Consider the following 23,846-nt stretch of genomic DNA (forward strand, 5'->3'; position numbering starts at 1 on the left):
TGTGCCGCCTCATGCGGCGCGCTGCGCTTCCAGCCACGCCTGGAACATCAGCACCGTCCACAACTGGTGCTGCCAGTTCATCCGCCCCGTCACGTGCTGCCGCCACAGGCGCTCGACCGCGGCCGCATCGAAGAAGCCTTCCTCGCGCAACCGCGACGGCCGCAGCAGCGCCTCGGCCCAATCCCGCAGCGCGCCGCGCAGCCAGTGATCGACGGGCGCGCAGAAACCCTGCTTCGGCCGGTCGATCAGTGCGGACGGCACGTACCGGTCGAGCAGCCGGCGCAGCAGCGCCTTCGATTGCCCTTCCGGCAAACGCACCGCCGCCGGCACGCGCCACGCGAACTCGACGACGTGATGATCGAGGAACGGCATGCGCGTTTCGAGGCTCACGGCCATCGCCGCGCGATCGACTTTCGCGAGGATGTCGGTCGGCAGGTACGTGAGCGTATCGATCGCCATCGCCTGCTCGGCGAAGCTCAGGTGCGCGGGCCACGCGGATACGGTGTCGAGCGGCGTCGCCGGCTCCTGCCCCGACAGCGCGAGGCGCTCGGGATGATGCACCGACGACATCAGCAGCCGGTACAGCCCGATGCGGCTCTCGGCCGTCATCACGTGGCCGAGCTTGTGCAGCCGATCACCGATGCGCGCGGCCGATTCGCGTGCCTCCACGCCGCCCCACGCACCCTGCGCGACGGCCGCGAGCTGGTCCGCATGATCGGGCCGCAACGCATGCAGCGCGGCGGCGATCCGTGCGCGCACGGCACCGGGGACACGATGCAGCTTGCGCCACAGGCGCGGCGTCAGGAAGTAGCGCGTATAGCCGCCGAACAGCTCGTCGCCGCCGTCGCCGGACAGGCTCACCTTCACGTGCCGGCGCGTCAGCTCGGACACGAGAAAGGTCGGGATCTGCGACGCATCGGAGAACGGCTCGTCGTAGATCGACGGCAGCTTCGGCACGACGCCGAGCGCGTGGTCGGCCGTGACGTAGAGCTCGGTATGACGCGTGCCGAGATGACGCGCAACCGCCTTCGCATACCCGGCTTCGTCGTAGCCGGCTTCATGGAAGCCGATCGTGAACGTATCGACCGGCGTCGACGATTGCGCCTGCATCAGCGCGACGATCGTCGACGAATCGATGCCGCCCGACAGGAACGCACCGAGCGGCACGTCGGCCTCCATCTGCCGCGCGACGGCCTGGCGCAAGACCGCGTCGAGCTGGCCGACGGCCTCGTCGGCGTTGCCCTCGAACGGCTGCGCGCGACCATCCTCGATCGCCTGATCGAGCGTCCAGTACGCCCGCAGGCGCGGCGTGTCGCGCGCATGCTCGAACTGGATATACGTGCCGGGCGGCAACTTGCGGATGCCACGATAGATCGTATGCGGCGCGGGCACGCTCGACTGGCGCAGGTACAGGCACAACGCGTCGCGATCGATCGCGCCGTCGAAGCCCGGATAGCCGCGCAGCGCCTTCAGCTCGGACGCGAACACGAGCGCGTCGCCGATCCGGCCATAGTAGAGCGGCTTCTCGCCGATCCGGTCGCGCGCGAGCGTCAGCACCCGCGATTCGCGATTCCACAGCGCGATCGCGAACATGCCGGTCGCGCGCCGCAACGTCGCCTCGACACCCCACGCGACGATCGCCGCGATCAGCACCTCGCTGTCGGAGTGGCCACGCCACGCCGGTGCGCGACCCGCGCGCTCGAGCTCCGCGCGCAGTTCGCGATGGTTGTAGATTTCGCCATTGAAGACCATGACGTAGCGGCCGCACGTGGATGCCATCGGCTGTCGGCCGTGCACCGACAGGTCGACGATCGCGAGCCGCCGGTGGCCGAGCGCGATGCCGGCTTCCGGATCGACCCAGATCCCCTGTCCGTCGGGCCCGCGATGCGCGAGGCTTGCCGTCATGCGCGCGAGCGTGCCGCGCGCTGTCTCCTCATCGAAGGCGACGCTATTCAGAAAGCCGTCGATTCCGCACATTGATTTGTCTGCCCCTGTTGACCAGTTCCGTCACGCATGGCGCAACCTCGCGGCCCGCCGTCCGGCGTGACGGTCGAGCCATATTACGAAGAAATAAATCAGCAATAATTCACTGGTGAATGCCGCAATCACTCGAAAAAAACGCTGTCAAGCGTCGTGCGTGCATCACGACGGTACGTGCGGCCGACGTGCCCCGCCGGGCCGGCCACGGACGGGCCGGCCCGGGGATCATCGGGTCACGCGGAAAAACGGGGAACGGACCGCGTCAGGACGGCATCCGGCGCGCCGCCAGATACGCGAGCTGTGCGCGGTTCTGCACGTTGAAGAGTTTTTCGAGCGAGCGGATGTGGTGACCGACCTTGTGCAGCGACGTGCGCAGCGCGCTCGCGATCTCCTGGTCGGACAGCCCGTGCACGAGACGGTCGAGCACCTGCTGTTGCTCGTCGCCGAGTGCGAAGCCGCGCATCCGTGCGATGCGTGCCTCGAGGAACGGCAACGCGACACGATGCACCGCGAGGCTCACCGACAGCGCACCGCCGATCACGCGATCGTCGATCCAGTCGGTGCCGTGCGTTTCCGACGTCACGTTCACCGCGACACGCAAATCGAGACGCGGCGCCGACAGGCCGAACAGCACGCCGCTGTTCATCGCATGCGCGCGCAGATGGCCGGCGAGCGCCAGCATCTTGCGGTCGCCGCTGCCCTGCGCGGCCGCCTCGATCTCGTCGAGCCGCCACGCGACCGGAAAGCCGCTCTGCCGCACCTGCGCGAACCGCGGATCGCTCTCGTAGAGCATCCCTTCGATAAATGGCTGCATGAATGTCGCGGGCGCGAGGTCGCGCAGCAGATGCGCGCACAGGATGCGCCGCCCGATCATTTCGAAAGCGCCGTAACCGAGCGTACTGAAACCGATTTGCCGCAAGCGCGCATGGCATTGCGCGAAATCGACTGGAGCAAGGTCGGTTTTACCGGATTCAATTGAAGTGCCGGTAAAAACGTCGTGCCCGATTGCCTGATATTGATTCGAATAAACCGCAGTCGTTGCGATATCGGCCTGCGAAAACCACTCGACGCGTGGTGCGCCGTCAGCATATGTCATGAGGAGCCCGCCCTTTCCCAATATGTGAACCTGCGCCCCGTGACGATCTGGTCTTTTCTTTATGGATTGTCTGGTCTTCGTTATCGGCGTGCGAATAGGAATCTTCCGCCGCCATTAGTATTACGGCATATTACGCATATACGGGCATTTTTGTACAATGCCCCCGCGTTTCGTCAGGGATGACGATCGGCGCATATCACACGATGCTCGATCGCACCGCCACGAACGCCGTACACGATACGGCCGCCGCCAGGCGATGCGCGTCGATTCCGAGGGATGGCACATGTCCGATATTGCATTGCATGAAGAAGCGGTCGCCCCAACCTTTCCCCGCCCGACGCACGGGTCGAACGCGTGCCCGGACGTGCTGCGGGAGCGCCCCGTGCAGGTCGTCTGGTGCGACGACGTGAAGCGCGGCGAGCTCACACAGCCGCACGCGCCGAAGCTCGGCGTCGCCGATACGCTCGCGCACGCGCAGAGCACGGCCGAGCGCAGCCGCATCGTCGCGAGCCTGCTGCACCTGACGGGCTTCTCGACGTTCGCGTACTTCGCGCTCGAATTCGCGCACGAGCGCGTCGAAAGTCTCTACCTGCACGAAGCCTTCACGCCGGCCACCTATCGCGGCGACTACGTGCGGCACAACCATCACGACATCGACCCGCGCACGCTCGGCGCGCGCGTCTGCAACATGCCGATCGTGTGGGACCTGCAGCAGTTGCGCCGCGAACACCGCGAGCGCGACGACGGCCCGCGCGCGACGCCGGCCGCGCTCGACGGCTTCCTGCAAACGATGCACGACGACGGAATGTGCAGCGGCATCATGTATTCGATGGCCGTGCCCGGCACGCGGCTGCATGCGTTCATGAGCTTCACCGCGCCGCGCCGCACGCGTGAATGGATCACGCCGGCGACGATCGAGCAGGCGCTGTCGATCGGGCTGTCGGTGCACAAGTTCGCGTCGCCGCAGCTGATCTCGACGTCGCGCGAGCGCGCGGTGAACGGGCTCACGCCGTTCGAGCAGGAGCTGCTGCTCGGCATCGCCGAAGGCGCCTCGGACAAGGAGATCGGCCGGCGCCTCGACACCAGCGCGCACAACGTCGACTATCACCTGCGCAAACTGCGCAAGCGCTTCGGCGTCGCGAACCGGATCCAGCTCACGTACCTGACGTCGAAGCTCGAGCTGATCTGACGGTCGCACAGCGTGCGCGGCATGTCGCAAGCGGACGCGTAAACGCACATGCCGGCCACGGAGGCCGGCATGTGCGGGTTGCGGCGCGGTGCCGGGTCCGGCGCCGCTTCCTGGAAGACGACCTGCGTTACTTCAGCAGCGTCATCTGCACTACCTTGACGATCACCAGACCGACCGCGATCACGAGATAGCCGCGCAGCACGGCCATCCACACGCGCGTCGTCATCGTCATCTTCTGCGGCTCGAGCGTCTCGAGCGGCGGCATGCGCCACGTATCGCGCTGCGTACGGTCGACGCCCGGTTCGACGACGCGCTTGTTGCGGCGGATCAGCACCGTCGCGAGATAGCCGACGATCGCGAGCACGCTGCCGCCCACCAGCACGTCGATGATCGCTTCGCCGCTGATGTCCGGATACATCACCGATGCGGTCAGGATGATCGACAGCATCACGAGCACCCAGATCACCGCGCCGGTGAACACGTTGAGCTTCGTCGAGTTGATCCACGGGCCGAGCACCTGCTTGTCGTTGCAGAGCAGCAGCAGGAACACGGTGGCGCTCGGCAGCAGCACGCCCGCGAGCGTCTGCACGGCTTCCGTCAGCAGGCCCAGCGGGCTGCCCGGGATCAGCACCAGCGCAGCGGCGGCCGCGACGATGCCGAAGTAGACGAGATAGAAGCCCTTCGCATCCGACACGTTGCGGTGCAGCGAGTGACGGATCTTGAACACGTCGCCGATCGCGTAGGCGGTCGACAGCGAGACGGCCGCCGCGCCGATGATGCACGCGTCGAGCAGCGCCACCGCGAACAGCGTCGCGCTCGTGCGGCCCGCATACTTCTCGAGGCCGGCGATGATGCCGCCCGCATCGGTGAAGTTGCCGGCTTCCGGATGCCCGTTGAACAGCGCGGCGCTGAACCCGATCATCGCGACCGCGCCGATCAGCACGAAGGCGATGCCGATCCACAGGTCCGCCTTTTCATACTTCATGAAGCGCGGGGTGATGCGCTTGTCGATCACGTAGCTCTGCTGAAAGAACAGCTGCCATGGGGCGACGGTCGTACCGACGATGCCGATCACGAGCAGCATCACGTCCGACAGCTTCGAATGCGCGGGCCAGTTCGGGATGAAGAAATCGCGCGTGATCTGCCCGACCGGCGGATGGATCGCCACGAGCACCGGCACGAGCAGCAGGCTCAGCAGGCACAACCCGATCGCGAATCGCTCGAAGCGCCTGAAGTCGCCCGTACTCACCGCGGCCATGGTCAACGCCGCGGCCACGCACACGCCGGCCACCTTCGGCAGCCCGAAGAAATCCAGCACGAACGTGATGCCGATGAACTCGGTGACGATGGTGAGCGCATTGAGCAGGAACAGGTCGATCACGCTGAACGCGCCCCAGAACTTGCCGAAGCGTTCGAAGATCAGGCGGGCGTGGCCGACGCCCGTGACCGCGCCGAGGCGCAGCACCATTTCTTGGTTCACGTACAGCACGGGCACGAGCAGCAGCAGCGTCCACAGCAGCGTCGTGCCGTAGTTCTGGCCGGCCTGCGTGTAGGTGCCGAATGCGCCGGCGTCGTTGTCGCCGACCATCACGATGAGGCCCGGGCCGATGATCGCGAGCAGCGTGCGCAGACGCGCCCACCACGTGCCGCGTGCACCGGTGTCGTGACGCGCGATCGTGCCGAGCGCGCCGCGGATATCGCCCAGGTGGGCTTCGTCGAGCACGGCGCTGCGTTCGGCGGCGATCGGTGGAGAAACGTTGGATGGCGTGGACATGATTTATTCCGTACGGCTAAGGGTTATCTGAAGAGCGTGTGACCTTGGAATACGCGCGGGGCGGCCGCGCGATGGCGGCCGTGCGTGCGCATGCCGAGGCGCGCTCGGTACTTCCTGCTCAGTGGATCAACGCTTTCAGCTGGTTCAACAGGCGGGCGAACACCCGCGGACGGGCGTCGAGCATCAGCATCGCGTCGTAGTGGTTGCGCGATTCCGTGACGTGCGGGAGATTCGACAGCAGAAGGCCGAAGTTCATGATCTGGCTCCGTGCGGCGACGGCAGGCTGCCGGCCGCGTGTGGGGCGCGGGGCCAGTCCGGGGCCTGAACGACGTGTCAGGCTAGTCGGCCGGATTGTCCCTGCGACCCGGGTTCAAAAGGGTCTGTGCGTGCAACGGGCATATGGGACAACTGTCACTGTCGTTCATGGCGGCTCCTGTGCGGTGTTCCGGAGAACACGGTTGACCGCCGTCAGGCGGGCGGGCCGGGATTCGCGAGCCGACGAAAGGCGTGCGCGAACGCGGCCGCCTGCCGGGCGGCGGTGAAACCGGCGGGCGCATGCGAAAACGCATCACGCTAACCGGCGCGAATCAGGGTGCACGTAGGAATTTGCTGCGGAGTACTGCTGCGCGCACCGTTTGCCTGGGAGACAAACGGCGGCTTCGATGAGGCGCGGACGTCGGTCGCTCAGGCGGAAATTTCGTTCGAAGATCGACTACTGCAAGCGTCCAAGGCGGCGGCCCCAAGAGTGAAGATGCCGGATTCTATGGACCGCCCAAAAGTGAAGTCAACCCCTCCAAACCCCATTTCTCGAAATAATTTTCGCGCGTCACATCACTGAAAGAATTGCCCTTGAAAACACGTGGCGCAACCTTTCAGCGCATGCGGTGCAGCCGGGGATCGATGCGTATGAACAACGCGGCGGTGCGTCCGGTCGCGCCCCTTCGTTGCCGATCCGTTGCCCGGCCCGTGCCGGAACGGGCCGCCGAAGTGCCCGCGCAACGTGCGCCATTTTTATGCGTTTTTTACTTGCGCTGCAGCAAACGACGCGAATACAATCCGCCGCAATTCATCAAGGGAGTCCCTCCGTGGACACATGCTCTAGTTGCAGTTCGATGCCGGTCCAAGCCGGCCAAGCCATCGCGAGATAGCAGCCAGACGCATGTCTTTCGCCGCTAACTCGCATTCGTCGGGTTAGCGCGCTTCCTCCCGAGCCGGTCATCGCCGGTTCGTCCGTTGCACGCTCCGTTACGTTCCACCCTCCGATCGCAAGGCCGCGTCATGCGCCCGCGCTCGACCACGTCGTCCGGCCCGAGCCGGACACGACGGAGGCAGCGTCATGTTTTTTCAATCGTTCGCGGTCAGACTCAAGCGCATCGTGCATGTCGCATGCGACCGCTCGTTCGTGTCCGGGCTCTCGCCGCTCGCCCACGCGTTCAGCAACTGGCGCGGCACGGCGCTCGCCCACGTGCCGGCCGCGCCCCGCCCGCTCGACTGCCTGCTGGTCGCCGTGATGGCCGCCGCGGTCGCCCTCGTCGCGCTGCTGTGCTCGGCCGCACCGCGCCTCGGCTTCGCGCAGGTGGGCCGCATCGGCGGCTGGCTGCCGTAAGCCCCGCCGGCATGCGGCAGCGCCACGCGCCAGGTGCCGCCGCGCGACCGTCTCGTCTCGCCACGCTTCCCGCAACACGTTTTCGTTTCTTCAGCCCAACTAATCAAACCGCCAACGGAACCCACATGAAGAACTACCTCGAACCCGTCCCGCGCAAGCGCCGCGTCAATGCGCTCGCCACGCTGCTGCTGTCGCTCGCCGCCACGTCCGCGTTCGCGCAAGCGTCGTCGCCGGCCGCGGCCGAACCGGCGGCCGGCGCCAGCGACGCCGCCGCTCCCGCACAACAGGCCGCCGATGCTGCCGCGCCCGCCCCCACCGGCTTCTGGGAGCGCTCGAACCTGCTCGGCAACATGGGCGGCCTGCGCGACGTGCTCGGCGATCACGGCATCACGCTGAGCCTGCAGGAAGCCAGCGAGTACCTGTACAACACATCGGGCGGCACGCATCGCGGCGGCGCGTACCAGGGGCTCACGCAATTCGGTTTCAACGTCGACACGGGCAAGGCGGTCGGCCTGCCGGGCGGCACGTTCAACGTGTCGGCACTGCAGATTCACGGCACCAACCTCACGCAGCGCAATCTGCAGACGCTGCAGACCGCAACCGGCATCGAGGCGAATTCGACCACGCGCCTGTGGGAGCTCTGGTACCAGCAGTCGCTGCTCGACGGCAAGGTCGACGTGAAGGTCGGCCAGCAAAGCGTCGACCAGGAATTCATGGTGAGCCAGAACGCGGCGACGTTCATGAACGCCACGTTCGGCTGGCCCGTGCTGCCGTCGACCGACCTGCCGGCCGGCGGCCCCGCCTATCCGCTGTCGTCGCTCGGCGTGCGGCTGCGCGTGAAGCCGTCCGATGCGTGGACCGCGATGGTCGGCGTGTTCGACGGCAACCCGGCCGGCCGCAGCGACGGCGATGCGCAGGTGCTGAACGCGCACGGCACCAACTTCAACCTGCGCAGCGGCGCATTCGTGATCGGCGAAGTGCAGTACGCGCTGAACGCGCCGCCCGCCGATCCGAAGGCGCCGCAACCGGCCGGCCTGCCTGGCACGTACAAGCTCGGCTTCTGGTATCAGTCGCAGCATGCGAACGACCCGCGCTACGGCACCGACGGCCTGTCGCTCGCGGATCCCGCCAGCAACGGCATTGCCGCAACCCATCGCGGCAACTACTCGTTCTACGCGGTCGCGGACCAGATGGTGTGGCGGCCGTCGGCCGACAGCCCGCGCTCGGTCAACGTGTTCGCGCGCGTGATGGGTGCGCCGGGCGATCGCAATACCGTCGATTTCGCGGCGAACGCAGGCGTGACGCTGAAGGCGCCGTTCAAGGGACGCGACAACGACGTCGTGGGCATCGCGGTCGGCTACGCGAAGATCGGCTCGCATGCGCGCGGCCTCGACGGCGACACCGGCGTCTATACGACTCCCGGCTATCCGGTGCGCCGCGCGGAGACGGTCGTCGAAGCGACCTACCAGTACCAGGTCACGCCGTGGTGGCAGCTGCAGGCCGACCTGCAGCACTTCTTCCGTCCGGGCGGCGGCATCCCGAACCCGAACGCGGCCGGTGCGCGCATCGGCGACGAAACGGTCGTAGGCGTGCGCACGACGATCACGTTCTAAAGCAGGCCCGAAGCAGACACGGGCCGGACGGCCGCTTGCGCGACCGCCCAGCCCGTGCGTTCTCTTGCAACCCCAGCGCGCGGCCCGCGCCGCGCGTCACTCGCCGTACAGCCCGAGCAGTTTCAGCGTGACGCCGTTGGTCCAGCCGAAACCGTCCTGCAGCGGATATTCACCGCCCCCGCCGCCGCCCGTGCCGGCGCCTTCGACCACATACTTCTCGACGAGCTTGCCTTCGGTCGCATACACATGCTTCACGTCGGACAGGAAGCGCGTGCCGATGTCCTTCGCAAGCGCCGGTTCGCCATAGCGCCGCAGCCCGTCGATCGCGATCCACTGCAACGGCGCCCAGCCGTTCGGCGCATCCCACTGCTGCCCGGTGTTCTCCGTGGTCGTCGCGAGGCCGCCCGGCTGCAGCAGCGTCTTGCGCACCTCGCGTGCGGTCGCCTTCGCGCGCTCGGGCCACGCCACGCCCGCGAACAACGGATAGAGCGCGGCGGCCGTCACCGCGTCGCGCGGCTTGCGCTGCTGCCAGTCGTAGTCGCCGTAGTAGCCTTTGCGGTTCCACAGATAGCGGTTGATCGCGGCCGCCCGCCGCGCCGCGCGCGCGGAAAAATCGGTCACGCACGCCACGTCGCGCGTGACCGCGCAGCCCTTCACGATCGTCGTCTCGAGATGGAACATCAGGCTGTTCAGGTCGACCGGCACGATCGACGTCGTGCGGATCGTCGCGAGTGTCTTGCCGTCGCCGAACCAGCGCGAGCTGTAGTCCCAGCCGCTTTCGGCGCCCGCGCGCAGGTCGCGGTAGACCTCGTTCGCCGGACGCGCCGGCACCGACTTCGCGGTCGTCACGTCCTCGAGATACGACTCGTCGCGCGGCGTATCGCTCGCGTCCCAGTAGCGGTTCAGCACCGCGCCGTCGGGCATCGCGACCACGTGGCGGGTGGCCTGCCCGCGCGGGGTCGTTGCTTCGCCCTGCATCCAGTACGCATGTTCCTTGCGCAGTGCCGGCAGGTATTTCTGATAGACCTTGTCGCCTTCGGCCTGCGCGGCGAGCGTGACCATGTACGCGAAGAACGGCGGCTGCGAGCGGCTCGCGTAGTACGTGCGGTTGCCGTTCGGGATGTGCCCGATCGTGTCGATCAGATGGGCGAAGTTGTCGAGCATGTTGTCGACGAGATCCTCGCGGCCCGACACCTGCAGCCCGAGCATCGTGAAATAGGTGTCCCAGTAGTAGCCTTCGCGGAAGCGGCCGCCGGGCACGACATACGGCTTCGGCAGCGGGATCAGCGAGCTGTACGGCGGCACCGTCGTGCTCGTGCGCGTGAGCTGCGGCCACAGCCAGTCGATGTGCTGGCGCAGCGTCTGGTTCGGCGGCGGCGTCACGCCGCCTTCGGGCGGCGGCGTGAAATGCTGGGCGACGAACGCCTTCAGCGAAAAACCCGGCTGCGATTTCTGTTGCTGATACAACTGCACGATCGTCGCGGGATCGCCATCGGGCGTCGCGTCGACGAAGGTCTTCTGGTCGGGATAGAGCTGCGCGGTCTGCACCGCGACGAACAGGTCGCCGTAGAGCTGGCTCGGCGGCGGCAGCAGCGCACCCGATGCGGGGACGGCAACCGCGGCCGTAGCCGGCGGTGCCGGCTGGGCAGCCGCCTGCGCGGCGGCCTGGTTCGCGTTGTCGGCCTGCGCGGCGCAGCCGGCGACGGCGAGATACGCGACGGCCAGCGCGGCAGCCCAGCGAAGACGCGGCGCGGGTGGCGCGAGAGGTGGTGCGAGACGTGCTGAGTCAGGACTTGAGAAGCGACTCGAGAAGCGCGATGCGATCGATGCGGCACGACGTGACGTCATGACGTGTCCCCTCCTTTCGATGGTGAGTGGGTCGGCACGAGGTCTCGTTCGCGCGCGCGCTCGTCTCGATGGCCCTCGATCGATGCGCGTCGTTTTGTGATGCGAGTGGGTCCGACTGTCGCACGAAACGTGCAGATCAAGCAAGTTTCGATTCGTGCAACTCGCGCAGATACAGATAACCGGACATGGCCCGCCACGCACACGCGTCGAGCGCATCCGCATCGGTCTCGCCGAGCGCGCCCGCTGCATCGACGCGCCCTTTCACGATCGCGAGCAGATCGTGCTCGATGAAGTCGGGCGCGGCGCATCGCGCAGCCTGCCCGCGCGGCAGCGTCATGCAGTCGTTCTTTCCACGCCGCCGCCAACCAGGACGACTGTTGCAACATGCGGAACAACTGTTGTCGTACGTGACTCAACGGTCACATTGTGGGCATAATGGCGCCTTTACCGCGCGCCCAGCCCATGTCGCCCGTCTTTCTAGCACCGCTCATCGTTGCCTGTGCGTTGTTCATGGAAAGCGTCGACGCGAACATCATCGTCACCGCCCTCCCCGCGATGGCGAGGGACTTCGGGCACAGCCCCGTCACGTTGAACATTGCGATCACGGCCTACGTCGTCGGGCTTGGCGTGTTCATCCCGATCTGCGGCTGGCTGGCCGACCGCTTCAGCGCACGTTCCGTATTCCGCACCGCGATCGGCATCTTCGTCGTCGGCTCGCTGATGTGCGCGGCCTCCAATTCCCTCGGCGTGCTCACGTTCGCGCGCTTCATCCAGGGCGTGGGCGGCGCGATGATGGTGCCCGTCGGCCGCATCATCATCTTCCGCGCCGTGCCGCGCTCGGATCTCGTGCGCGCGATGAACTACCTCGCGATTCCCGCGCTGTTCGGGCCCACGGTCGGGCCGCTCGTCGGCGGCTTCATCACGACCTACCTGCACTGGCGGATGATCTTCTTCATCAACGTGCCGATCGGCATCTACGGAATCTACCTCGCCAGCAAGCACATCGCGAACACGCGCGAGCCCGATCCGGGCCCGCTCGACTGGTTCGGTTTCCTGCTGTCGGCCAGCGGCGCCGCGCTGTTGCTGATGGGCCTCACGCTGATCGACGGCTCGCTCACGTCACGCTCGAACGCGCTCGTCATGTGCGTGGCGGGCACCGTCCTGCTCGCGCTGTACGTACCGTACGCGCGCCGCAAGGAGCGCCCGGTGCTCGACCTCAGCTTCCTCAAGATCCCCACGTATCACGCGAGCGTCGTCGGCGGGTCGCTGTTCCGTATCGGCCTTGGCGCGGTGCCGTTCCTGCTGCCGCTCGCGCTGCAGGAAGGGCTCGGCATGAGCGCGTTCCATTCGGGGCTCATCACGTGCGCGTCCGCGTTCGGCGGCGCGATGAGCCGCTCGACGGCCACCCATACGCTGCGCCGCTTCGGCTTCCGCACGGTGCTGATCTACAACGCGGCCTTCGCGGGGCTCGCGATCGCCGCGTACGGCGTGTTCCATCCCGGCATGGCGACCTGGGCGATCTGGCTGATCGTACTCGCCGGCGGCATCTTCCCGGCGCTGCAGTTCACGAGCCTGAACTCGATGATCTACGCGGACATCTCGCCGCGCGACGCGGGCCGCGCGACGAGCCTCGGCAGCGTCGTGCAGCAGATGTCGCTCGGCCTCGGCGTGACAGTCGCCGGCCTCGTGCTGCACATTTCGCACTGGCTGCAGGGCCATCAGAAGATGATGTGGTCGGATTTCTGGCCCGCGTTTCTCGTGGTCGGGCTGTGCTCGTTCGCGTCGATTCCGATCACGCGGCGGCTGCCGCCCGGCGCCGGCGACGAAGTCGCGCGCGGCAAGCGGCAATAGCCATCAGGCGGACGAGCGGGAAATCGCGAGAGGGGCCGAACGGGCAAAAGGAAAAACCGCCCGCGAAGCAAACCGGAAAATAAAAAAAATCAGCGGACATCCACACGGGGCCGGTGCACAGCCGCATGGATGTCCGCTCAGGGCTCCGGGTCTCCCGATGGGGGTTGAGAATCCCGGATTCGCTTCCTGCGTGCCATGGACATATGTGCGTCGGAAGCAAAAGCGTTGCGCGTGTTTATCGTTGCGCCATGAACTGCACTATAGGGAAACTTGCGCAACGCATCTGTCAACCATTGTCAGACACGGTGCATCGGCACGTCGCACGCGTGCGCCGCTTTCGCGCTAAAGTGGTTCCCGACCATCACTCCCGGCCGCCCTTCCGATGCTGACGCTCTCGACCGCCGCCGCCCGCGCGCTGCATCTCGCCGCGCAAGGCCTGCTGACGCCGCCCCGCCGCAAGGCAACCAAATCCGACGTGCTCGACACGATCCGCCGGATGGCGCAGTTGCAGATCGATACCATTCACGTCGTCGCGCGCAGCCCGTATCTCGTGCTGTTCAGCCGTCTCGGCGATTTCTCGCCGCAGTGGCTCGACGAACATCTCGCCGAGGCGCGCCTGTTCGAATACTGGTCGCACGAAGCGTGCTTCCTGCCGGTCGAGCAGTTCGGCCTGATGCGCTACAAGATGCTCGATCCGTCGGGAATGGGCTGGAAATACGCGGCCGAATGGCATGAGCAGAATCGTCCCGACATCGAGCGGCTGCTCGCGCGGATTCGCGCCGAGGGCCCGGTACGGTCGGCCGATTTCGCCCGCGAGGATGGCGTGAAGGGCAATGGCTGGTGGGATCGCAAGCCCGAGAAGCGCCACCTGGAAGTGCTGTTCACGACGGGCGACCTGATGGTGTCGGAACGCCGCAATTTCCAGCGCGTGTACGACGTGCGCGAGCGCGTGCTGCCCGACTGGGACGACACGCGCGACCTGCCGCCGCGCAGCGCCGTGCTGCCCGCGCTGCTCGACTACACGTGCCGGGCGCTCGGCGTCGTGCGCGCGGACTGGGTGGCCGACTACTATCGGCTGCCGCGCCGCTCCTACCGCGCGGAGCTCGAGCAGCTCGCCGGCGCGGGCGACCTCATCCCGGTGGCGATCGACGACTGGAAGGAGCCGGCCTACGTGCATCGCTCGCTCGAAGCGTTGCTGCCGGCCGCGGAGGCCGACACGCTGCGCTCGACGGTCACGACGCTGCTGTCGCCGTTCGATCCGGTGGTATGGGACCGGCGGCGGGCGTCGACGCTGTTCGGTTTCGACTACACGATCGAATGCTATACGCCCGGGCACAAGCGGCGTTATGGCTATTTCTGCCTGCCGGTACTGCATCGCGGGCGGCTGGTCGGGCGCATCGACGCGAAGGCGCATCGCACGCTCGGCACGTTCGAACTGAAGGCCGTGCATGTCGAGCCGGGCGTGCGGTTCGGCACGGGGCTCGCAGCCGATGTCGCGAAGGCGGTGAAGAAGCTCGCGGCGTGGCACGGCACGCCGGAAGTCACGGTCGGGCAGCAGGCCCCGCCGGAGCTGGTGAAGGCGCTGGCCGGCGCGTAGCCGTCCACGCAGCCGGCTGGCGCGGCGGCGGCGCGCGCCGCCGGCCGTCGATCAGTCGCGCAGCTTGCGGAAACGCGGCGTGCCGTCTTCGAGGTTCCCGTTGAACATCGCTTCCGGCCGGACCCACAGCCCGCGCGCATGCGGCCACAGGTGTTCGTACACGACCACCGATTCCTCGGTTTCGGAATGGCGAGCAACGCCGATGTAGCGGTACAGCCCGCCCTTGTAATGGCGATGCGTCGCGAGCTGTTCGGCTTCCTGTTCGGTCATGATGGGCTTCTCTTCGGCAAAAACGGAAAGCGCGTATTGTATGCGCTGCGCCGCGCGTCAGCGTTTCGCGTAGATGTCCGGGCGGCGGATCTCCATCACGCGCTCCGGATTCGCGCACGGCTCGAAGCCGACCGGCCGGTACAGCGCGTGCGCATCGGACGTCACGAGCATGATGCGGCGCAGGCCCTGCACCACGTCCTGTCCAAACACGTGGTCGATCAGCGCGCGGCCGTAGCCGTTGCCGCGCTCGGCCGGCAGCACGAACACGTCGCACAGGTAAGCGAACGTCGCGTGATCGGTCACGAGACGCGCGAACCCGACGAGCCGGTCGCCCACGTAGGCGCCGAAACACAGCGAGCCCTCGATCGCCCGCTCGACCACGTCGCGCGGAATGCCCTGCGACCAGTACGCGTCGCGATGCAGGAAGTCGAAGATCGCGTCGACGTCGAGTTCGCGCTTGTCGGTGGAAAATCTCAGCGTGGCGGGGGTGGCAGCGGGCACGTCGGTCTCCGGTTGGGGTGGTGGAAGACGAGACGCTGACGATACCGCGCGGCGCGGCGGGCTACAAGCGGCGACACTTGTCGCCATGGCCAGACGGCGCGCATGCTCATTCCGGACGATTCTGGTGTGTAACGAAGCTGGGGCGGGTCGACTTGTACAGCAAACCGTACACCTTTATCGACTGTGGTAAACTTGTACGGTTATATGTACAAGTGAGGCAATCATGCGCACGATTCATTTTTCGGACGCCCGTGGCAATCTGAAGACTGTTATCGACCAGGTCGTCGACGATGCGGACGTGACGCTCATCACGCGCCGCGATGCGCCGAACGCCGTCATCATGTCGCAGGACTACTACGACAGCTTGATGGAGACGGTGCACTTGCTGCGCTCGCCGGCCAACGTCGCCCATCTCGAGCGTTCGATCGCGCAACTGCGCAAGGGCAAGGCAAAGGAACACAAGCTCGCGGCGGATGACGAATGAGTGTACGCCGCGTGCTCTTTACTTCCGACGCGTGGGACGACTATGTCTACTGGCAGGGGCAGGATCGCAAGACGCTCAAGCGTATCAACCAGCTCATTCGCGAAGCCCAGCGAACGCCGTTCGAAGGCATCGGCAAACCCGAACCGTTAAAGGCCAATCTCTCCGGCTTCTGGTCACGCCGTATCGACGACACGAACCGTCTGGTCTACGAGGCTGACGACTTGCAGATCAGCATCGTGTCCTGCCGTTACCACTACGAATAGCATCGCCCCGCGGGTCATGGCGCCCGCAACGCGCGATCTGCCTTGCAACGCTTCAACGGCAGCGGCCGCGCCGCGACTATCCGCGTCACCTCGCGCGTGCGCGGGTCGATTTCGAGGTCGAGGCATGCACAACCGTAGCCATGCCCGCCGGCGTTGGTGACGACCCAGCCCTTCGTCGACATGTCGGGCATCTTGTCGAGGCCCGGCACCGGCTCGTTGCCCATCGTCAAGAGTGTCCAGGTGCCGTCCTTGTCGTTCAGCCACCAGTTGGCCGGCGACGGATTCTCAAGCCATCCGCAACGCTTTTCCGGTGCGGCAGATACCTGCGTCGCGGCTGCCAACGTAAAGGCTGCACCCAGCATCCACATTGCAAGACGTGCACGAGTGATTGTCATGTAATCGATCCGGAAACGAATGTGCATCGGGAAACCGTCATTGCGGGTGCCGGACAGCATACCGGGCTTTCTCTCGCATGTCGCTCGTCCGCACCAGCCATCCGGTCGCATCGGTCGTCGCGAGCGGCGACTACGAGCTCGGCTTTCAGCAGATTCGGTGACAATGTCGCCAGCCCCATCAACTCGCCACACCGCTTCATGCCCTACCGCCTCATCGCATTCGACTTCGACGGCACGCTCGCCGATTCGCTCGACATCTTTCTCGCCGCGCTGTCGGAAGCGTCGCGCCTGCACGGCTTTCGCGACGCCACGCCCGAGCTGCGCCCGGCGCTGCGCGGCATGTCGGCGCGCGACATCATTCGCGCGCTCGACGTGCCGATGTGGAAAGTGCCGCGCGTGACGATCGACATGCGCCGCCTGATGCAGCCGCGTGTCGCGCAAGTGGCGCTGTTCCCCGGCGTTGCCGAAACGTTCGACGCGCTCGCCGCGCGCGGCATCCGCATCGCGATCGCCACGTCGAATACCGAGGCGATCGTGCGTGACCGGCTCGGCCCGCATGCCAGCAGCCGTGTCGAGCATTTCGCATGCGGCATTCCGCTGTTCGGCAAGGCACGTCGCCTGCGCGCGCTCGTTCATGAGGCCGGCGTGCGCAGCGACGAAGTGCTGTACGTCGGCGATGAAATCCGCGACGCCGACGCGGCGCGACGCGCACGCATCGCATTCCAGGGCGTCGCGTGGGGCTATACCGCACCGGACGCGTTGCAGGCGCATTGCGCGACACCGTTGCTGCCGCGTCTCGACGCATTGCTCGATCGCGTGTGACGCATGCGCGCGCTGCGCGCATCCGGTTCAACCCATCGCGCGATGCGCACGTCATCGCACGACACAGCCGCACGACGATGAAAAGCGGATGACACCCACGTGCATCCCGCACGCGTCATGCGCGCAAAAATTGCCGCCGTCGCACACGCAACAGGTACGCACTACCTGTCGGCGTGCTGGCTCATCGATTCGTCTTACCAACCGTTACACAAACCACAGCGCGGTTGCACCTGCTACCGGATCGCTCTCCTAGAATCAGTCGGGCCGGGAAACACTTCGACCGGCGCCGCGGCAGAGCGGCGGTCGAATCCGGCCCGGGCGCGCCCGGTCTCTCGCACAGCGACGGATCCCGTGATCCGTTTTTCAACCAGAGCCCCGATTGAAAGGAGGTCCCATGAACCGCTTTCCCCAATTCTCGCGCCTTGCTTTGTCTGCCGCTGGCCTGCTTCTCGTCGCCGTGACGGCGACCGCGCAAACCGCACAACCGGCACCGGCCTCGCCGAACGCGCCGGCCACCGCCGCGACGCGGATCCACGAAGCCGACCAGGCCTTCATCACCGACGGCACGAAGACCGTGTCGACGCAGCACGACGCGGCACGTATCGCCGATTCGCGCACGTCGGACAGTCAGGTCAAGGCGTTCGCGCAACGCGTGTCGACCGACGATGAAAAGATCATCCAGGCGATGCGCGCGGCCAGCCCGCGCGGCGTCGACGTGCCGGCCAACGATCCCGACACGGCCGTGCTGGGCAGCATCAAGAACCTGCGCGGCGCCGAGTTCGACAAGGCGTATATCGAGCAGGTCGCGCTCGCCGGCCAGCAGAAGGCCATCTCGGCATTCCAGGCCGAAATCGCGTCGGGCCGCGACACGAAGCTGAAGGAAGTCGCACGCCAGTCGCTGCCGATCCTGCAGAAGCACTACGCGGACGCGCAGAAGCTCGCGGAACGCCACCACCTCGCATCGGCGCAGTAACGCGCCGCGGCGCCGCGCATCACGCGCGGCGCACTGCTTCCCCCTGTCGTCGCGTCGCCGCTCCCCTTTCGGCGGCGCGACGCACGTCAAACGTCACGCTTCACGCATGACACGTTACGTCGCGAGCTTCGCCAGCAGCCGCGCACGCACCTCCGGCCATTCGTCGTCGATGATGCTGAAGCGCACCGAATTGCGCTTGCGGCCATCCGGCATGATCCGCTCGTGCCGCACGATCCCTTCCTGCTTCGCACCGAGCCGCAGGATCGCCGCGCGCGATTTCTCGTTCAGCTCGTCGGTCGTGAACTGCACGCGCACGCAGTGCAGCACGTCGAACGCATAGCCCAGCAGCAGCCATTTCGCTTCGGTATTCGCGCGCGTGCGCTGCGCCGATTCGCTCAGCCACGTATGGCCGATCTCGAGCTTGCGGTTCTTGCGATCGATCTTCCAGAAACGCGTGCTGCCGATCACGCGGCCCGATGCGCGATCGACGATCGCAAACGGCATCACGGTGCCGGCCGAACGCCCCTGCAATGCAGTGTCGATATACGCGTCGATCGTCTCGGGGCCCGGCACGACCGTGACCTTCAGGCTCCACAGCTGGCCGTCGGCAGCCGCGTCCAGCAGCGCCTGCCGGTCGGATGAATCGAGCGGCCTCAGTTCGACGTGTTCGCCGGTGAGTATCGGTGGTTCGAGGCAAGCAGAAGCGTCGGTCATGAAGGATTCCGGAAAGTGGCGGCGATGGCGGCGAAACACCGATCATACGACCGCGTCAGCCGAGGAGCGCGGCCAACCGGCGGCGAATCGCCTTCGCCTCGCCGCGCAACGCGTCGGCAAACGCATCGACGAGCAGGCTCTTCGGCCGGTGCTCGGGCACGATCACGCTGACCCGGTACGGAAACGACCGCGTGAGCGGCCGCACGTGCAGGTCGCGCCCGACGAAATCGAGCGCGGTCAGCGGATTGACGATCGCCGCACCGAGCCCCTGCCGCACGAACGCACACACCGACACGGCCGACGGTGTTTCGACGACCGAGCGCGGCGCCACGCCGAGCTGCGCGAACGCTTCGTCGATCAGGATGCGGTACGGATCGTTCAGCGACAGGCTCACGAACGGGCGATCCGCGAGATCCGGCAGATCGATCGCGTCCTGCGCGAGCAGCGGATGGCCGTCGGGCAGCACGCACACTTCGTCGACTTCGAGCAGCGGCGTGAGCACGGTGCCGGCCGGCGCGACGTCGCGCTCGGTCAGCCCGAGGTCGTAACGCTGCGCGGTCAGCCATTCTTCGAGCACCGGCGATTCCTGCGTCGCCACCGACACGCTGACGCCAGCATGCTGCTCGCTGAAACGCCGGCACGCTCCGGGCAGGATCGCGTGCGAGAACGCCGGCAACGCGATCACCGACAGTTGACCGTCACGAAACTCGCGCAGGCGCGCGGCGGTTGCCGCGACACGTTCAAGCCCCACATACGCGAGCCGCACGTCGTCGAACAGCGTGAGCGCGGCCATCGTCGGCCGCAGCCGGCCGTGCGCGCGCTCGAACAGCGCGAAGCCGACGACCTGCTCCATGCGCGCAAGCTCGCGGCTGATCGTCGGTTGCGACGTATAAAGCATCTCGGCCGCGCGCGTCGTGCTGCCGGTGACCATCAGCGCGCGAAAGACCTCGATATGGCGGTGCGTGAGCATGATCTGCTATATCAAATATGAATCGAATGTCGATAACCAGGCATTTTACTGGATAGGCAATCTGGCGCATCATTGCCGTTATCCGTTCATTCGCCCCGATTCATCTGCCATGTCCCTCGATTCCCGCCAGCTCGCGACGCTCGCGCAGCAATACGGCACCCCGCTGTGGGTGTACGACGCCGACGTCATCCGCGACCGCATCGCCCAACTGCGCCAGTTCGACGTGATCCGCTATGCGCAGAAGGCGAACTCGAATGTCCATATCCTGAAGCTGATGCGCGAGGAAGGCGCGTGCGTCGATGCGGTGTCGCTCGGCGAGATCGAGCGCAGCCTCGCGGCCGGGTTCAGTCCGGCAGGCGAGCCGGAAGGCGTCGTGTTCACGGCCGACCTGATCGACCGACCGACGCTCGCGGCCGTGCTGAAGCACGGCGTGACCGTGAACGCCGGTTCGCTCGACATGCTCGCGCGCATCGGCGAGCATGCGCCCGGCCACCGCGTGTGGCTGCGCGTCAACCCCGGTTTCGGCCACGGCCACAGCAACAAGACCAACACCGGCGGCCCGCAGAGCAAGCACGGCATCTGGATCGACGACGTGCCGCGCGCGATCGAGATCGTGCGCCAGTACGGGCTGAAGCTCGTCGGCATCCACATGCACATCGGCTCGGGCGTCGACTACGGCCACCTGTCGCAGGTATGCGATGCGATGGTCGATCTCGTCACGTCGCTCGGCCACGACATCGACGCGATCTCGGCCGGCGGCGGCCTGTCGATCCCGTATCGCGACGGCGAGCCGCGCGTCGACGTCGGTCACTACTTCAGCCAGTGGGACGCCGCGCGCAAGCGGATCGAGCGCCACCTCGGCCACCCGGTGCGCATCGAGATCGAGCCGGGCCGCTTCCTCGTCGCCGAAGCCGGCACGCTCGTCACCGAGGTGCAGGCCGTCAATCGCCGGCCGAAGCACGATTTCGTGCTGATCGACGCGGGCTTCAACGACCTGATGCGCCCGTCGATGTACGGCAGCTACCACGCGGTATCGGTGCACACGCACGATGGCGCGTTGCCGGCCGGCCGGCCGCTCGTCGATCTCGCGATCGCGGGGCCGCTGTGCGAATCGGGCGACGTGTTCACGCAGGACGCGGGCGGCGTGGTCACACACCGCAAGCTGGCGCAGCCGCAGATCGGCGACCTGCTGTTCCTGCACGATGCAGGCGCGTACGGCGCGTCGATGTCATCGAACTACAACAGCCGGCCGCTCGCGCCGGAAGTGCTCGTCGATCGCGGCGCGCCGCGGCTGATCCGCCGCCGGCAGACGATCGGCGAATTGCTCGCGCTCGAAACGTTCGAGTAACGCGTGCGCGCCAGATGATCGAGCGTGAGCGGGCGCACCTTCGACAGGTCGCGCCCGTGCATCCGATCAGCCCCGCACGTCAGCCCGCGCGCCGCACGGGCGCCATTTTCGAGAAGTATTTCGCGCCCGCGACGCAGCCGACCACGACGACCGTCACCGCGACCATCGACGGCGGCACCGTCTCATGCAGCAGCCCGGCCGCCAGCAGCAGGCCGAAGAACGGCTGCAGCAGCTGCAACTGACCGACGCCTGCGATCCCGCCGAGCGCGAGCCCGCGATACCAGAACACGAAGCCGATCAGCATGCTGAACAGCGACACGTACGCGAGCCCCCACAGCGCGGCAGCATCGACGCCGTCGAACGAAACGGGCCAGGTGAACCACGTGAGCGGCAGCATCAGCGGCAGCGACAGCACGAGCGCCCACGAGATCACCTGCCAGCCGCCCAGCTCGCGCGACAGGCGTGCGCCTTCCGCGTAGCCCAGCCCGCATGCGACGATCGCGGCCAGCATCAGCGCATCGCCGACCACCGACGCCTGGCCGCCGTTGCGCAGCGCAAACGCGGCCACCGCGCAGCTGCCGATGATCGAGAAGATCCAGAACGGCAGCCGCGGCCGTTCGCCGCCGCGCCACACGCCGAACAGCGCGGTCGCGAGCGGCAGCAACCCGACGAACACGATCGCGTGCGCCGATGTCACGTGCTTCAACGCAAGCGCCGTCAGCAGCGGAAAGCCGATCACGACCCCGAGCGCGACGATGGCGAGCGACACGGCCTCGGCACGCGTCGGCCGCCGCTGCTTCAGCCCGGCGAGCAGCAGCAGGCCGAGCGCGCCGGCGATCGTCGCGCGCGCAAAGGTGAGGAACAGCGGGTCGAGCCCCTGCACCGCGATACGCGTCGCGGGCAGCGAGCCACTGAAGATGATCACGCCCAGCAAGCCGCTGAGCCATCCGTCGGTCGTCTTTTGCACGGGAAATCCTGAACGGGGAAAGTGGATGACCGATGATCCGCCGCGTGCGAAATGCGCGTAAGCTACAGCCCAATACAATTCGGACAAACTGTACTGGACAACCAGACGTACAGTTCATTCTTCGCCATGAGCCAGGCCACCCCGCTTCCCGTTCCGCCCACCCCGTCGCGCACGCGCGTGGAAACCGTGATGGATACGTTGCGCGCACGCATCGCGAGCCGCGCGCTGGTGCCCGGCGCGCGCGTGCCGTCGATCCGGATGATGGCGGACGCGCTGGGCGTGTCGAAATCGACCGTGGTCGATGCGTACGAGCGGCTCGCGAGCGAAGGCGTGCTGATCGCGCGGCGCGGCTCGGGTTTCTATGTGTCGGGGCATGCACCGCCGCTCGCGCTCGCCGATCTCGGCCCGCAGCTCGATCGCGGGCTCGATCCGCTCTGGCTGTCGCGCCAGTCGCTCGAAGCGGCGCCGACGTCCGTGAAGCCCGGTTGCGGATGGCTGCCGCCGTCGTGGCTGCCCGACGAGAGCCTGCGCCGCGCGCTGCGCGCCGCGTCGCGCGACGAAGCCGACGCGCTGACCGACTACGCGACGCCGCTCGGCCTGCCCGCGATGCGCCAGCAGCTCGCCTGGCGGCTCGCGCAGCACGGCGTCCAGGCCGAACCCACGCAGATCATGCTGACCGACGGCGGGTCGCACGCGCTCGATCTCGTCTGCCGGCTGCTGCTGGAGCCGGGTGACACGGTCGTGCTCGACGATCCGTGCTACTTCAACTTCCAGGCGCTGCTGCGCGCGCACCGTGCGCGGGTCGTCAGCGTCCCGTACACGCCGAACGGCCCCGATCTCGCGCGCTTCGAGCAAGTGCTCGCCGAGCATCGGCCGCGCCTGTACATCACCAACTCGGCGCTGCACAACCCGACCGGCGCGACACTCTCGGCGCCCGTCGCGCACCGGCTGCTGACGCTCGCGGCCGAACATGGCCTGCTGATCGTCGAGGACGACATCTTCGCGGATTTCGAGAGCGCGCCCGCACCGCGCCTCGCGGCCTTCGACGGATTGTCGCGGGTCTTGTCGATCGGCAGCTTCTCGAAGACGCTGTCGGCCGCGATCCGCTGCGGCTACGTCGCCGCGCGCCCGGAATGGATCGAGGCGCTCGTCGACCTGAAGCTCGCGACGTCGTTCGGTCATGCGCAGATCGGCGCGAACGTCGTCCACCGGCTGCTCGTCGACGGTACGTACCGGCGCCACGTCGACAGCCTGCGCGCGCGCCTCGCGGACGCGATGGGCGAAACGCTCCGGCGCGTCACGCGCGCCGGGCTCAGGATCTGGACGGAGCCGCGCGGCGGCCTGTTCGTGTGGGCGGAGTTGCCCGACGGGCTCGACGCCGCGCGCGTCGCGCGCCATGCGCTGGACCACGATGTGGTGCTCGCGCCCGGCAACGTGTTCAGCGCATCGCACAATGCAACGTCGTACCTGCGCTTCAACGTGTCGCGCTGCAAGGGGCCGGCGGTGTTCGATGCGCTGGCGCGGGCGATGGAGGCGGTGCGGGCGGCGGACACGACCGGACGCATGCTCGCCCGCGAATCGTGAC

At 67.0% G+C, this 23,846-nt stretch carries 23 protein-coding genes; 11 read left to right on the forward strand and 12 right to left on the reverse strand.

Going from position 1 to position 23,846, the window contains the following annotated elements:
* Positions 1–9: 9 nt before the first annotated feature.
* Together asnB and LGM89_RS02930 are read right to left on the reverse strand one after the other, a co-directional pair.
* Positions 10–1,977 carry an asparagine synthase (glutamine-hydrolyzing) gene (asnB, locus tag LGM89_RS02925; protein WP_226272228.1) on the reverse strand — a complete coding sequence of 656 codons (1,968 nt, stop codon included), beginning with the start codon at positions 1,975–1,977 and terminating at the stop codon, positions 10–12.
* 265 nt (positions 1,978–2,242) lie between these two features.
* Entirely contained in the window at positions 2,243–3,076 is an 834-nt protein-coding gene (locus LGM89_RS02930; protein ID WP_226272229.1) for a helix-turn-helix transcriptional regulator, read from the reverse strand.
* A 283-nt stretch (positions 3,077–3,359) separates the two neighbouring features.
* On the opposite strand from LGM89_RS02930, the gene LGM89_RS02935 reads away from it, so the two are divergent.
* Complete coding sequence (locus LGM89_RS02935; RefSeq protein WP_226202580.1) at positions 3,360–4,265, forward strand: helix-turn-helix transcriptional regulator; 906 nt, start codon at positions 3,360–3,362, stop codon at positions 4,263–4,265.
* A 127-nt stretch (positions 4,266–4,392) separates the two neighbouring features.
* Here LGM89_RS02935 and LGM89_RS02940 read toward each other — a convergent pair whose 3' ends face one another.
* The gene (locus LGM89_RS02940; RefSeq protein WP_226272230.1) at positions 4,393–6,039 is read right to left on the reverse strand and encodes an NRAMP family divalent metal transporter; all 1,647 of its coding nucleotides are present in this window, start codon (positions 6,037–6,039) and stop codon (positions 4,393–4,395) included.
* Between the two features lie 118 nt (positions 6,040–6,157).
* Positions 6,158–6,295 (reverse strand): hypothetical protein, encoded by a 138-nt coding sequence (locus LGM89_RS02945; RefSeq protein ID WP_226272231.1) that lies wholly within the window; start codon positions 6,293–6,295, stop codon positions 6,158–6,160.
* A gap of 1,080 nt (positions 6,296–7,375) precedes the next feature.
* Here LGM89_RS02945 and LGM89_RS02950 point away from each other — a divergent pair.
* Positions 7,376–7,645, forward strand: coding sequence for a hypothetical protein (locus tag LGM89_RS02950; RefSeq protein WP_089432988.1), 270 nt, complete (start codon positions 7,376–7,378; stop codon positions 7,643–7,645).
* A gap of 125 nt (positions 7,646–7,770) precedes the next feature.
* Positions 7,771–9,258, forward strand: a complete 1,488-nt coding sequence (locus LGM89_RS02955) for a carbohydrate porin (RefSeq protein WP_226272232.1) — start codon at positions 7,771–7,773, stop codon at positions 9,256–9,258.
* Positions 9,259–9,354: 96 nt separating this feature from the next.
* Here LGM89_RS02955 and treA read toward each other — a convergent pair whose 3' ends face one another.
* Together treA and LGM89_RS02965 are read right to left on the reverse strand one after the other, a co-directional pair.
* Positions 9,355–11,106 carry an alpha,alpha-trehalase TreA gene (gene treA / locus LGM89_RS02960; protein ID WP_226272233.1) on the reverse strand — a complete coding sequence of 584 codons (1,752 nt, stop codon included), beginning with the start codon at positions 11,104–11,106 and terminating at the stop codon, positions 9,355–9,357.
* Between the two features lie 136 nt (positions 11,107–11,242).
* Positions 11,243–11,443: a hypothetical protein gene (locus LGM89_RS02965; RefSeq protein ID WP_226272234.1), complete on the reverse strand. Its 201-nt coding sequence runs from the start codon at positions 11,441–11,443 to the stop codon at positions 11,243–11,245.
* Between the two features lie 125 nt (positions 11,444–11,568).
* Between LGM89_RS02965 and LGM89_RS02970 the strand changes: the two genes are divergently transcribed.
* Together LGM89_RS02970 and LGM89_RS02975 are read left to right on the forward strand one after the other, a co-directional pair.
* Positions 11,569–12,957, forward strand: a complete 1,389-nt coding sequence (locus LGM89_RS02970; protein WP_226272235.1) for an MFS transporter — start codon at positions 11,569–11,571, stop codon at positions 12,955–12,957.
* Positions 12,958–13,339: 382 nt separating this feature from the next.
* The gene (locus LGM89_RS02975; protein ID WP_226272236.1) at positions 13,340–14,554 is read left to right on the forward strand and encodes a winged helix-turn-helix domain-containing protein; all 1,215 of its coding nucleotides are present in this window, start codon (positions 13,340–13,342) and stop codon (positions 14,552–14,554) included.
* A 51-nt stretch (positions 14,555–14,605) separates the two neighbouring features.
* On the opposite strand, the gene LGM89_RS02980 is transcribed toward LGM89_RS02975, so the two are convergent.
* Both LGM89_RS02980 and LGM89_RS02985 read right to left on the reverse strand, forming a co-directional pair.
* On the reverse strand, positions 14,606–14,824 hold the full coding sequence (locus LGM89_RS02980) for a DUF1653 domain-containing protein (protein WP_006480837.1): 219 nt from the start codon (positions 14,822–14,824) through the stop codon (positions 14,606–14,608).
* Positions 14,825–14,881: 57 nt separating this feature from the next.
* Entirely contained in the window at positions 14,882–15,325 is a 444-nt protein-coding gene (locus tag LGM89_RS02985) for a GNAT family N-acetyltransferase (RefSeq protein WP_226272237.1), read from the reverse strand.
* A gap of 223 nt (positions 15,326–15,548) precedes the next feature.
* On the opposite strand from LGM89_RS02985, the gene LGM89_RS02990 reads away from it, so the two are divergent.
* Positions 15,549–15,809 (forward strand): type II toxin-antitoxin system Phd/YefM family antitoxin, encoded by a 261-nt coding sequence (locus tag LGM89_RS02990; protein ID WP_060968669.1) that lies wholly within the window; start codon positions 15,549–15,551, stop codon positions 15,807–15,809.
* Positions 15,806–16,072 carry a Txe/YoeB family addiction module toxin gene (locus tag LGM89_RS02995; RefSeq protein ID WP_011354451.1) on the forward strand — a complete coding sequence of 89 codons (267 nt, stop codon included), beginning with the start codon at positions 15,806–15,808 and terminating at the stop codon, positions 16,070–16,072. Before LGM89_RS02990 ends, LGM89_RS02995 begins: the two co-directional genes overlap by 4 nt.
* Positions 16,073–16,086: 14 nt before the next feature.
* Here LGM89_RS02995 and LGM89_RS03000 read toward each other — a convergent pair whose 3' ends face one another.
* On the reverse strand, positions 16,087–16,527 hold the full coding sequence (locus LGM89_RS03000) for a DUF4087 domain-containing protein (RefSeq protein WP_179254880.1): 441 nt from the start codon (positions 16,525–16,527) through the stop codon (positions 16,087–16,089).
* Positions 16,528–16,665: 138 nt separating this feature from the next.
* On the opposite strand from LGM89_RS03000, the gene LGM89_RS03005 reads away from it, so the two are divergent.
* Both LGM89_RS03005 and LGM89_RS03010 read left to right on the forward strand, forming a co-directional pair.
* Complete coding sequence (locus LGM89_RS03005) at positions 16,666–17,289, forward strand: HAD hydrolase-like protein (RefSeq protein WP_089496511.1); 624 nt, start codon at positions 16,666–16,668, stop codon at positions 17,287–17,289.
* Between the two features lie 394 nt (positions 17,290–17,683).
* Positions 17,684–18,262, forward strand: coding sequence for a DUF4142 domain-containing protein (locus tag LGM89_RS03010; protein ID WP_226272238.1), 579 nt, complete (start codon positions 17,684–17,686; stop codon positions 18,260–18,262).
* Between the two features lie 114 nt (positions 18,263–18,376).
* On the opposite strand, the gene LGM89_RS03015 is transcribed toward LGM89_RS03010, so the two are convergent.
* Complete coding sequence (locus LGM89_RS03015; RefSeq protein WP_226272239.1) at positions 18,377–18,976, reverse strand: GNAT family N-acetyltransferase; 600 nt, start codon at positions 18,974–18,976, stop codon at positions 18,377–18,379.
* A gap of 55 nt (positions 18,977–19,031) precedes the next feature.
* Positions 19,032–19,946 (reverse strand): LysR family transcriptional regulator, encoded by a 915-nt coding sequence (locus LGM89_RS03020; protein ID WP_089427034.1) that lies wholly within the window; start codon positions 19,944–19,946, stop codon positions 19,032–19,034.
* A gap of 109 nt (positions 19,947–20,055) precedes the next feature.
* On the opposite strand from LGM89_RS03020, the gene lysA reads away from it, so the two are divergent.
* Positions 20,056–21,294, forward strand: a complete 1,239-nt coding sequence (gene lysA / locus LGM89_RS03025) for a diaminopimelate decarboxylase (RefSeq protein WP_089496508.1) — start codon at positions 20,056–20,058, stop codon at positions 21,292–21,294.
* A gap of 79 nt (positions 21,295–21,373) precedes the next feature.
* Here lysA and LGM89_RS03030 read toward each other — a convergent pair whose 3' ends face one another.
* Positions 21,374–22,261, reverse strand: a complete 888-nt coding sequence (locus LGM89_RS03030; RefSeq protein WP_206139410.1) for a DMT family transporter — start codon at positions 22,259–22,261, stop codon at positions 21,374–21,376.
* Positions 22,262–22,387: 126 nt separating this feature from the next.
* Here LGM89_RS03030 and LGM89_RS03035 point away from each other — a divergent pair, with 126 nt between their 5' ends.
* Positions 22,388–23,845, forward strand: a complete 1,458-nt coding sequence (locus LGM89_RS03035; protein WP_226272240.1) for a PLP-dependent aminotransferase family protein — start codon at positions 22,388–22,390, stop codon at positions 23,843–23,845.
* Position 23,846: the final 1 nt, after the last annotated feature.

Origin of the sequence: Burkholderia sp. AU31624 (assembly GCF_020420065.1) — a bacterium.
In the GTDB taxonomy this organism is placed as follows: domain Bacteria; phylum Pseudomonadota; class Gammaproteobacteria; order Burkholderiales; family Burkholderiaceae; genus Burkholderia.

Bases quoted from the DNA above. Each gene is read 5' to 3' on its own strand.
- asnB (WP_226272228.1), bottom strand. From the start codon at position 1,977: ATGTGCGGAATCGACGGCTTTCTGAATAGCGTCGCCTTCGATGAGGAG.
- LGM89_RS02930 (WP_226272229.1), bottom strand. From the start codon at position 3,076: ATGACATATGCTGACGGCGCACCACGCGTCGAGTGGTTTTCGCAGGCC.
- LGM89_RS02935 (WP_226202580.1), top strand. From the start codon at position 3,360: ATGTCCGATATTGCATTGCATGAAGAAGCGGTCGCCCCAACCTTTCCC.
- LGM89_RS02940 (WP_226272230.1), bottom strand. From the start codon at position 6,039: ATGTCCACGCCATCCAACGTTTCTCCACCGATCGCCGCCGAACGCAGC.
- LGM89_RS02945 (WP_226272231.1), bottom strand. From the start codon at position 6,295: ATGAACTTCGGCCTTCTGCTGTCGAATCTCCCGCACGTCACGGAATCG.
- LGM89_RS02950 (WP_089432988.1), top strand. From the start codon at position 7,376: ATGTTTTTTCAATCGTTCGCGGTCAGACTCAAGCGCATCGTGCATGTC.
- LGM89_RS02955 (WP_226272232.1), top strand. From the start codon at position 7,771: ATGAAGAACTACCTCGAACCCGTCCCGCGCAAGCGCCGCGTCAATGCG.
- treA (WP_226272233.1), bottom strand. From the start codon at position 11,106: ATGACGTCACGTCGTGCCGCATCGATCGCATCGCGCTTCTCGAGTCGC.
- LGM89_RS02965 (WP_226272234.1), bottom strand. From the start codon at position 11,443: ATGACGCTGCCGCGCGGGCAGGCTGCGCGATGCGCCGCGCCCGACTTC.
- LGM89_RS02970 (WP_226272235.1), top strand. From the start codon at position 11,569: ATGTCGCCCGTCTTTCTAGCACCGCTCATCGTTGCCTGTGCGTTGTTC.
- LGM89_RS02975 (WP_226272236.1), top strand. From the start codon at position 13,340: ATGCTGACGCTCTCGACCGCCGCCGCCCGCGCGCTGCATCTCGCCGCG.
- LGM89_RS02980 (WP_006480837.1), bottom strand. From the start codon at position 14,824: ATGACCGAACAGGAAGCCGAACAGCTCGCGACGCATCGCCATTACAAG.
- LGM89_RS02990 (WP_060968669.1), top strand. From the start codon at position 15,549: ATGCGCACGATTCATTTTTCGGACGCCCGTGGCAATCTGAAGACTGTT.
- LGM89_RS02995 (WP_011354451.1), top strand. From the start codon at position 15,806: ATGAGTGTACGCCGCGTGCTCTTTACTTCCGACGCGTGGGACGACTAT.
- LGM89_RS03000 (WP_179254880.1), bottom strand. From the start codon at position 16,527: ATGCTGTCCGGCACCCGCAATGACGGTTTCCCGATGCACATTCGTTTC.
- LGM89_RS03005 (WP_089496511.1), top strand. From the start codon at position 16,666: ATGCCCTACCGCCTCATCGCATTCGACTTCGACGGCACGCTCGCCGAT.
- LGM89_RS03010 (WP_226272238.1), top strand. From the start codon at position 17,684: ATGAACCGCTTTCCCCAATTCTCGCGCCTTGCTTTGTCTGCCGCTGGC.
- LGM89_RS03015 (WP_226272239.1), bottom strand. From the start codon at position 18,976: ATGACCGACGCTTCTGCTTGCCTCGAACCACCGATACTCACCGGCGAA.
- LGM89_RS03020 (WP_089427034.1), bottom strand. From the start codon at position 19,946: ATGCTCACGCACCGCCATATCGAGGTCTTTCGCGCGCTGATGGTCACC.
- lysA (WP_089496508.1), top strand. From the start codon at position 20,056: ATGTCCCTCGATTCCCGCCAGCTCGCGACGCTCGCGCAGCAATACGGC.
- LGM89_RS03035 (WP_226272240.1), top strand. From the start codon at position 22,388: ATGAGCCAGGCCACCCCGCTTCCCGTTCCGCCCACCCCGTCGCGCACG.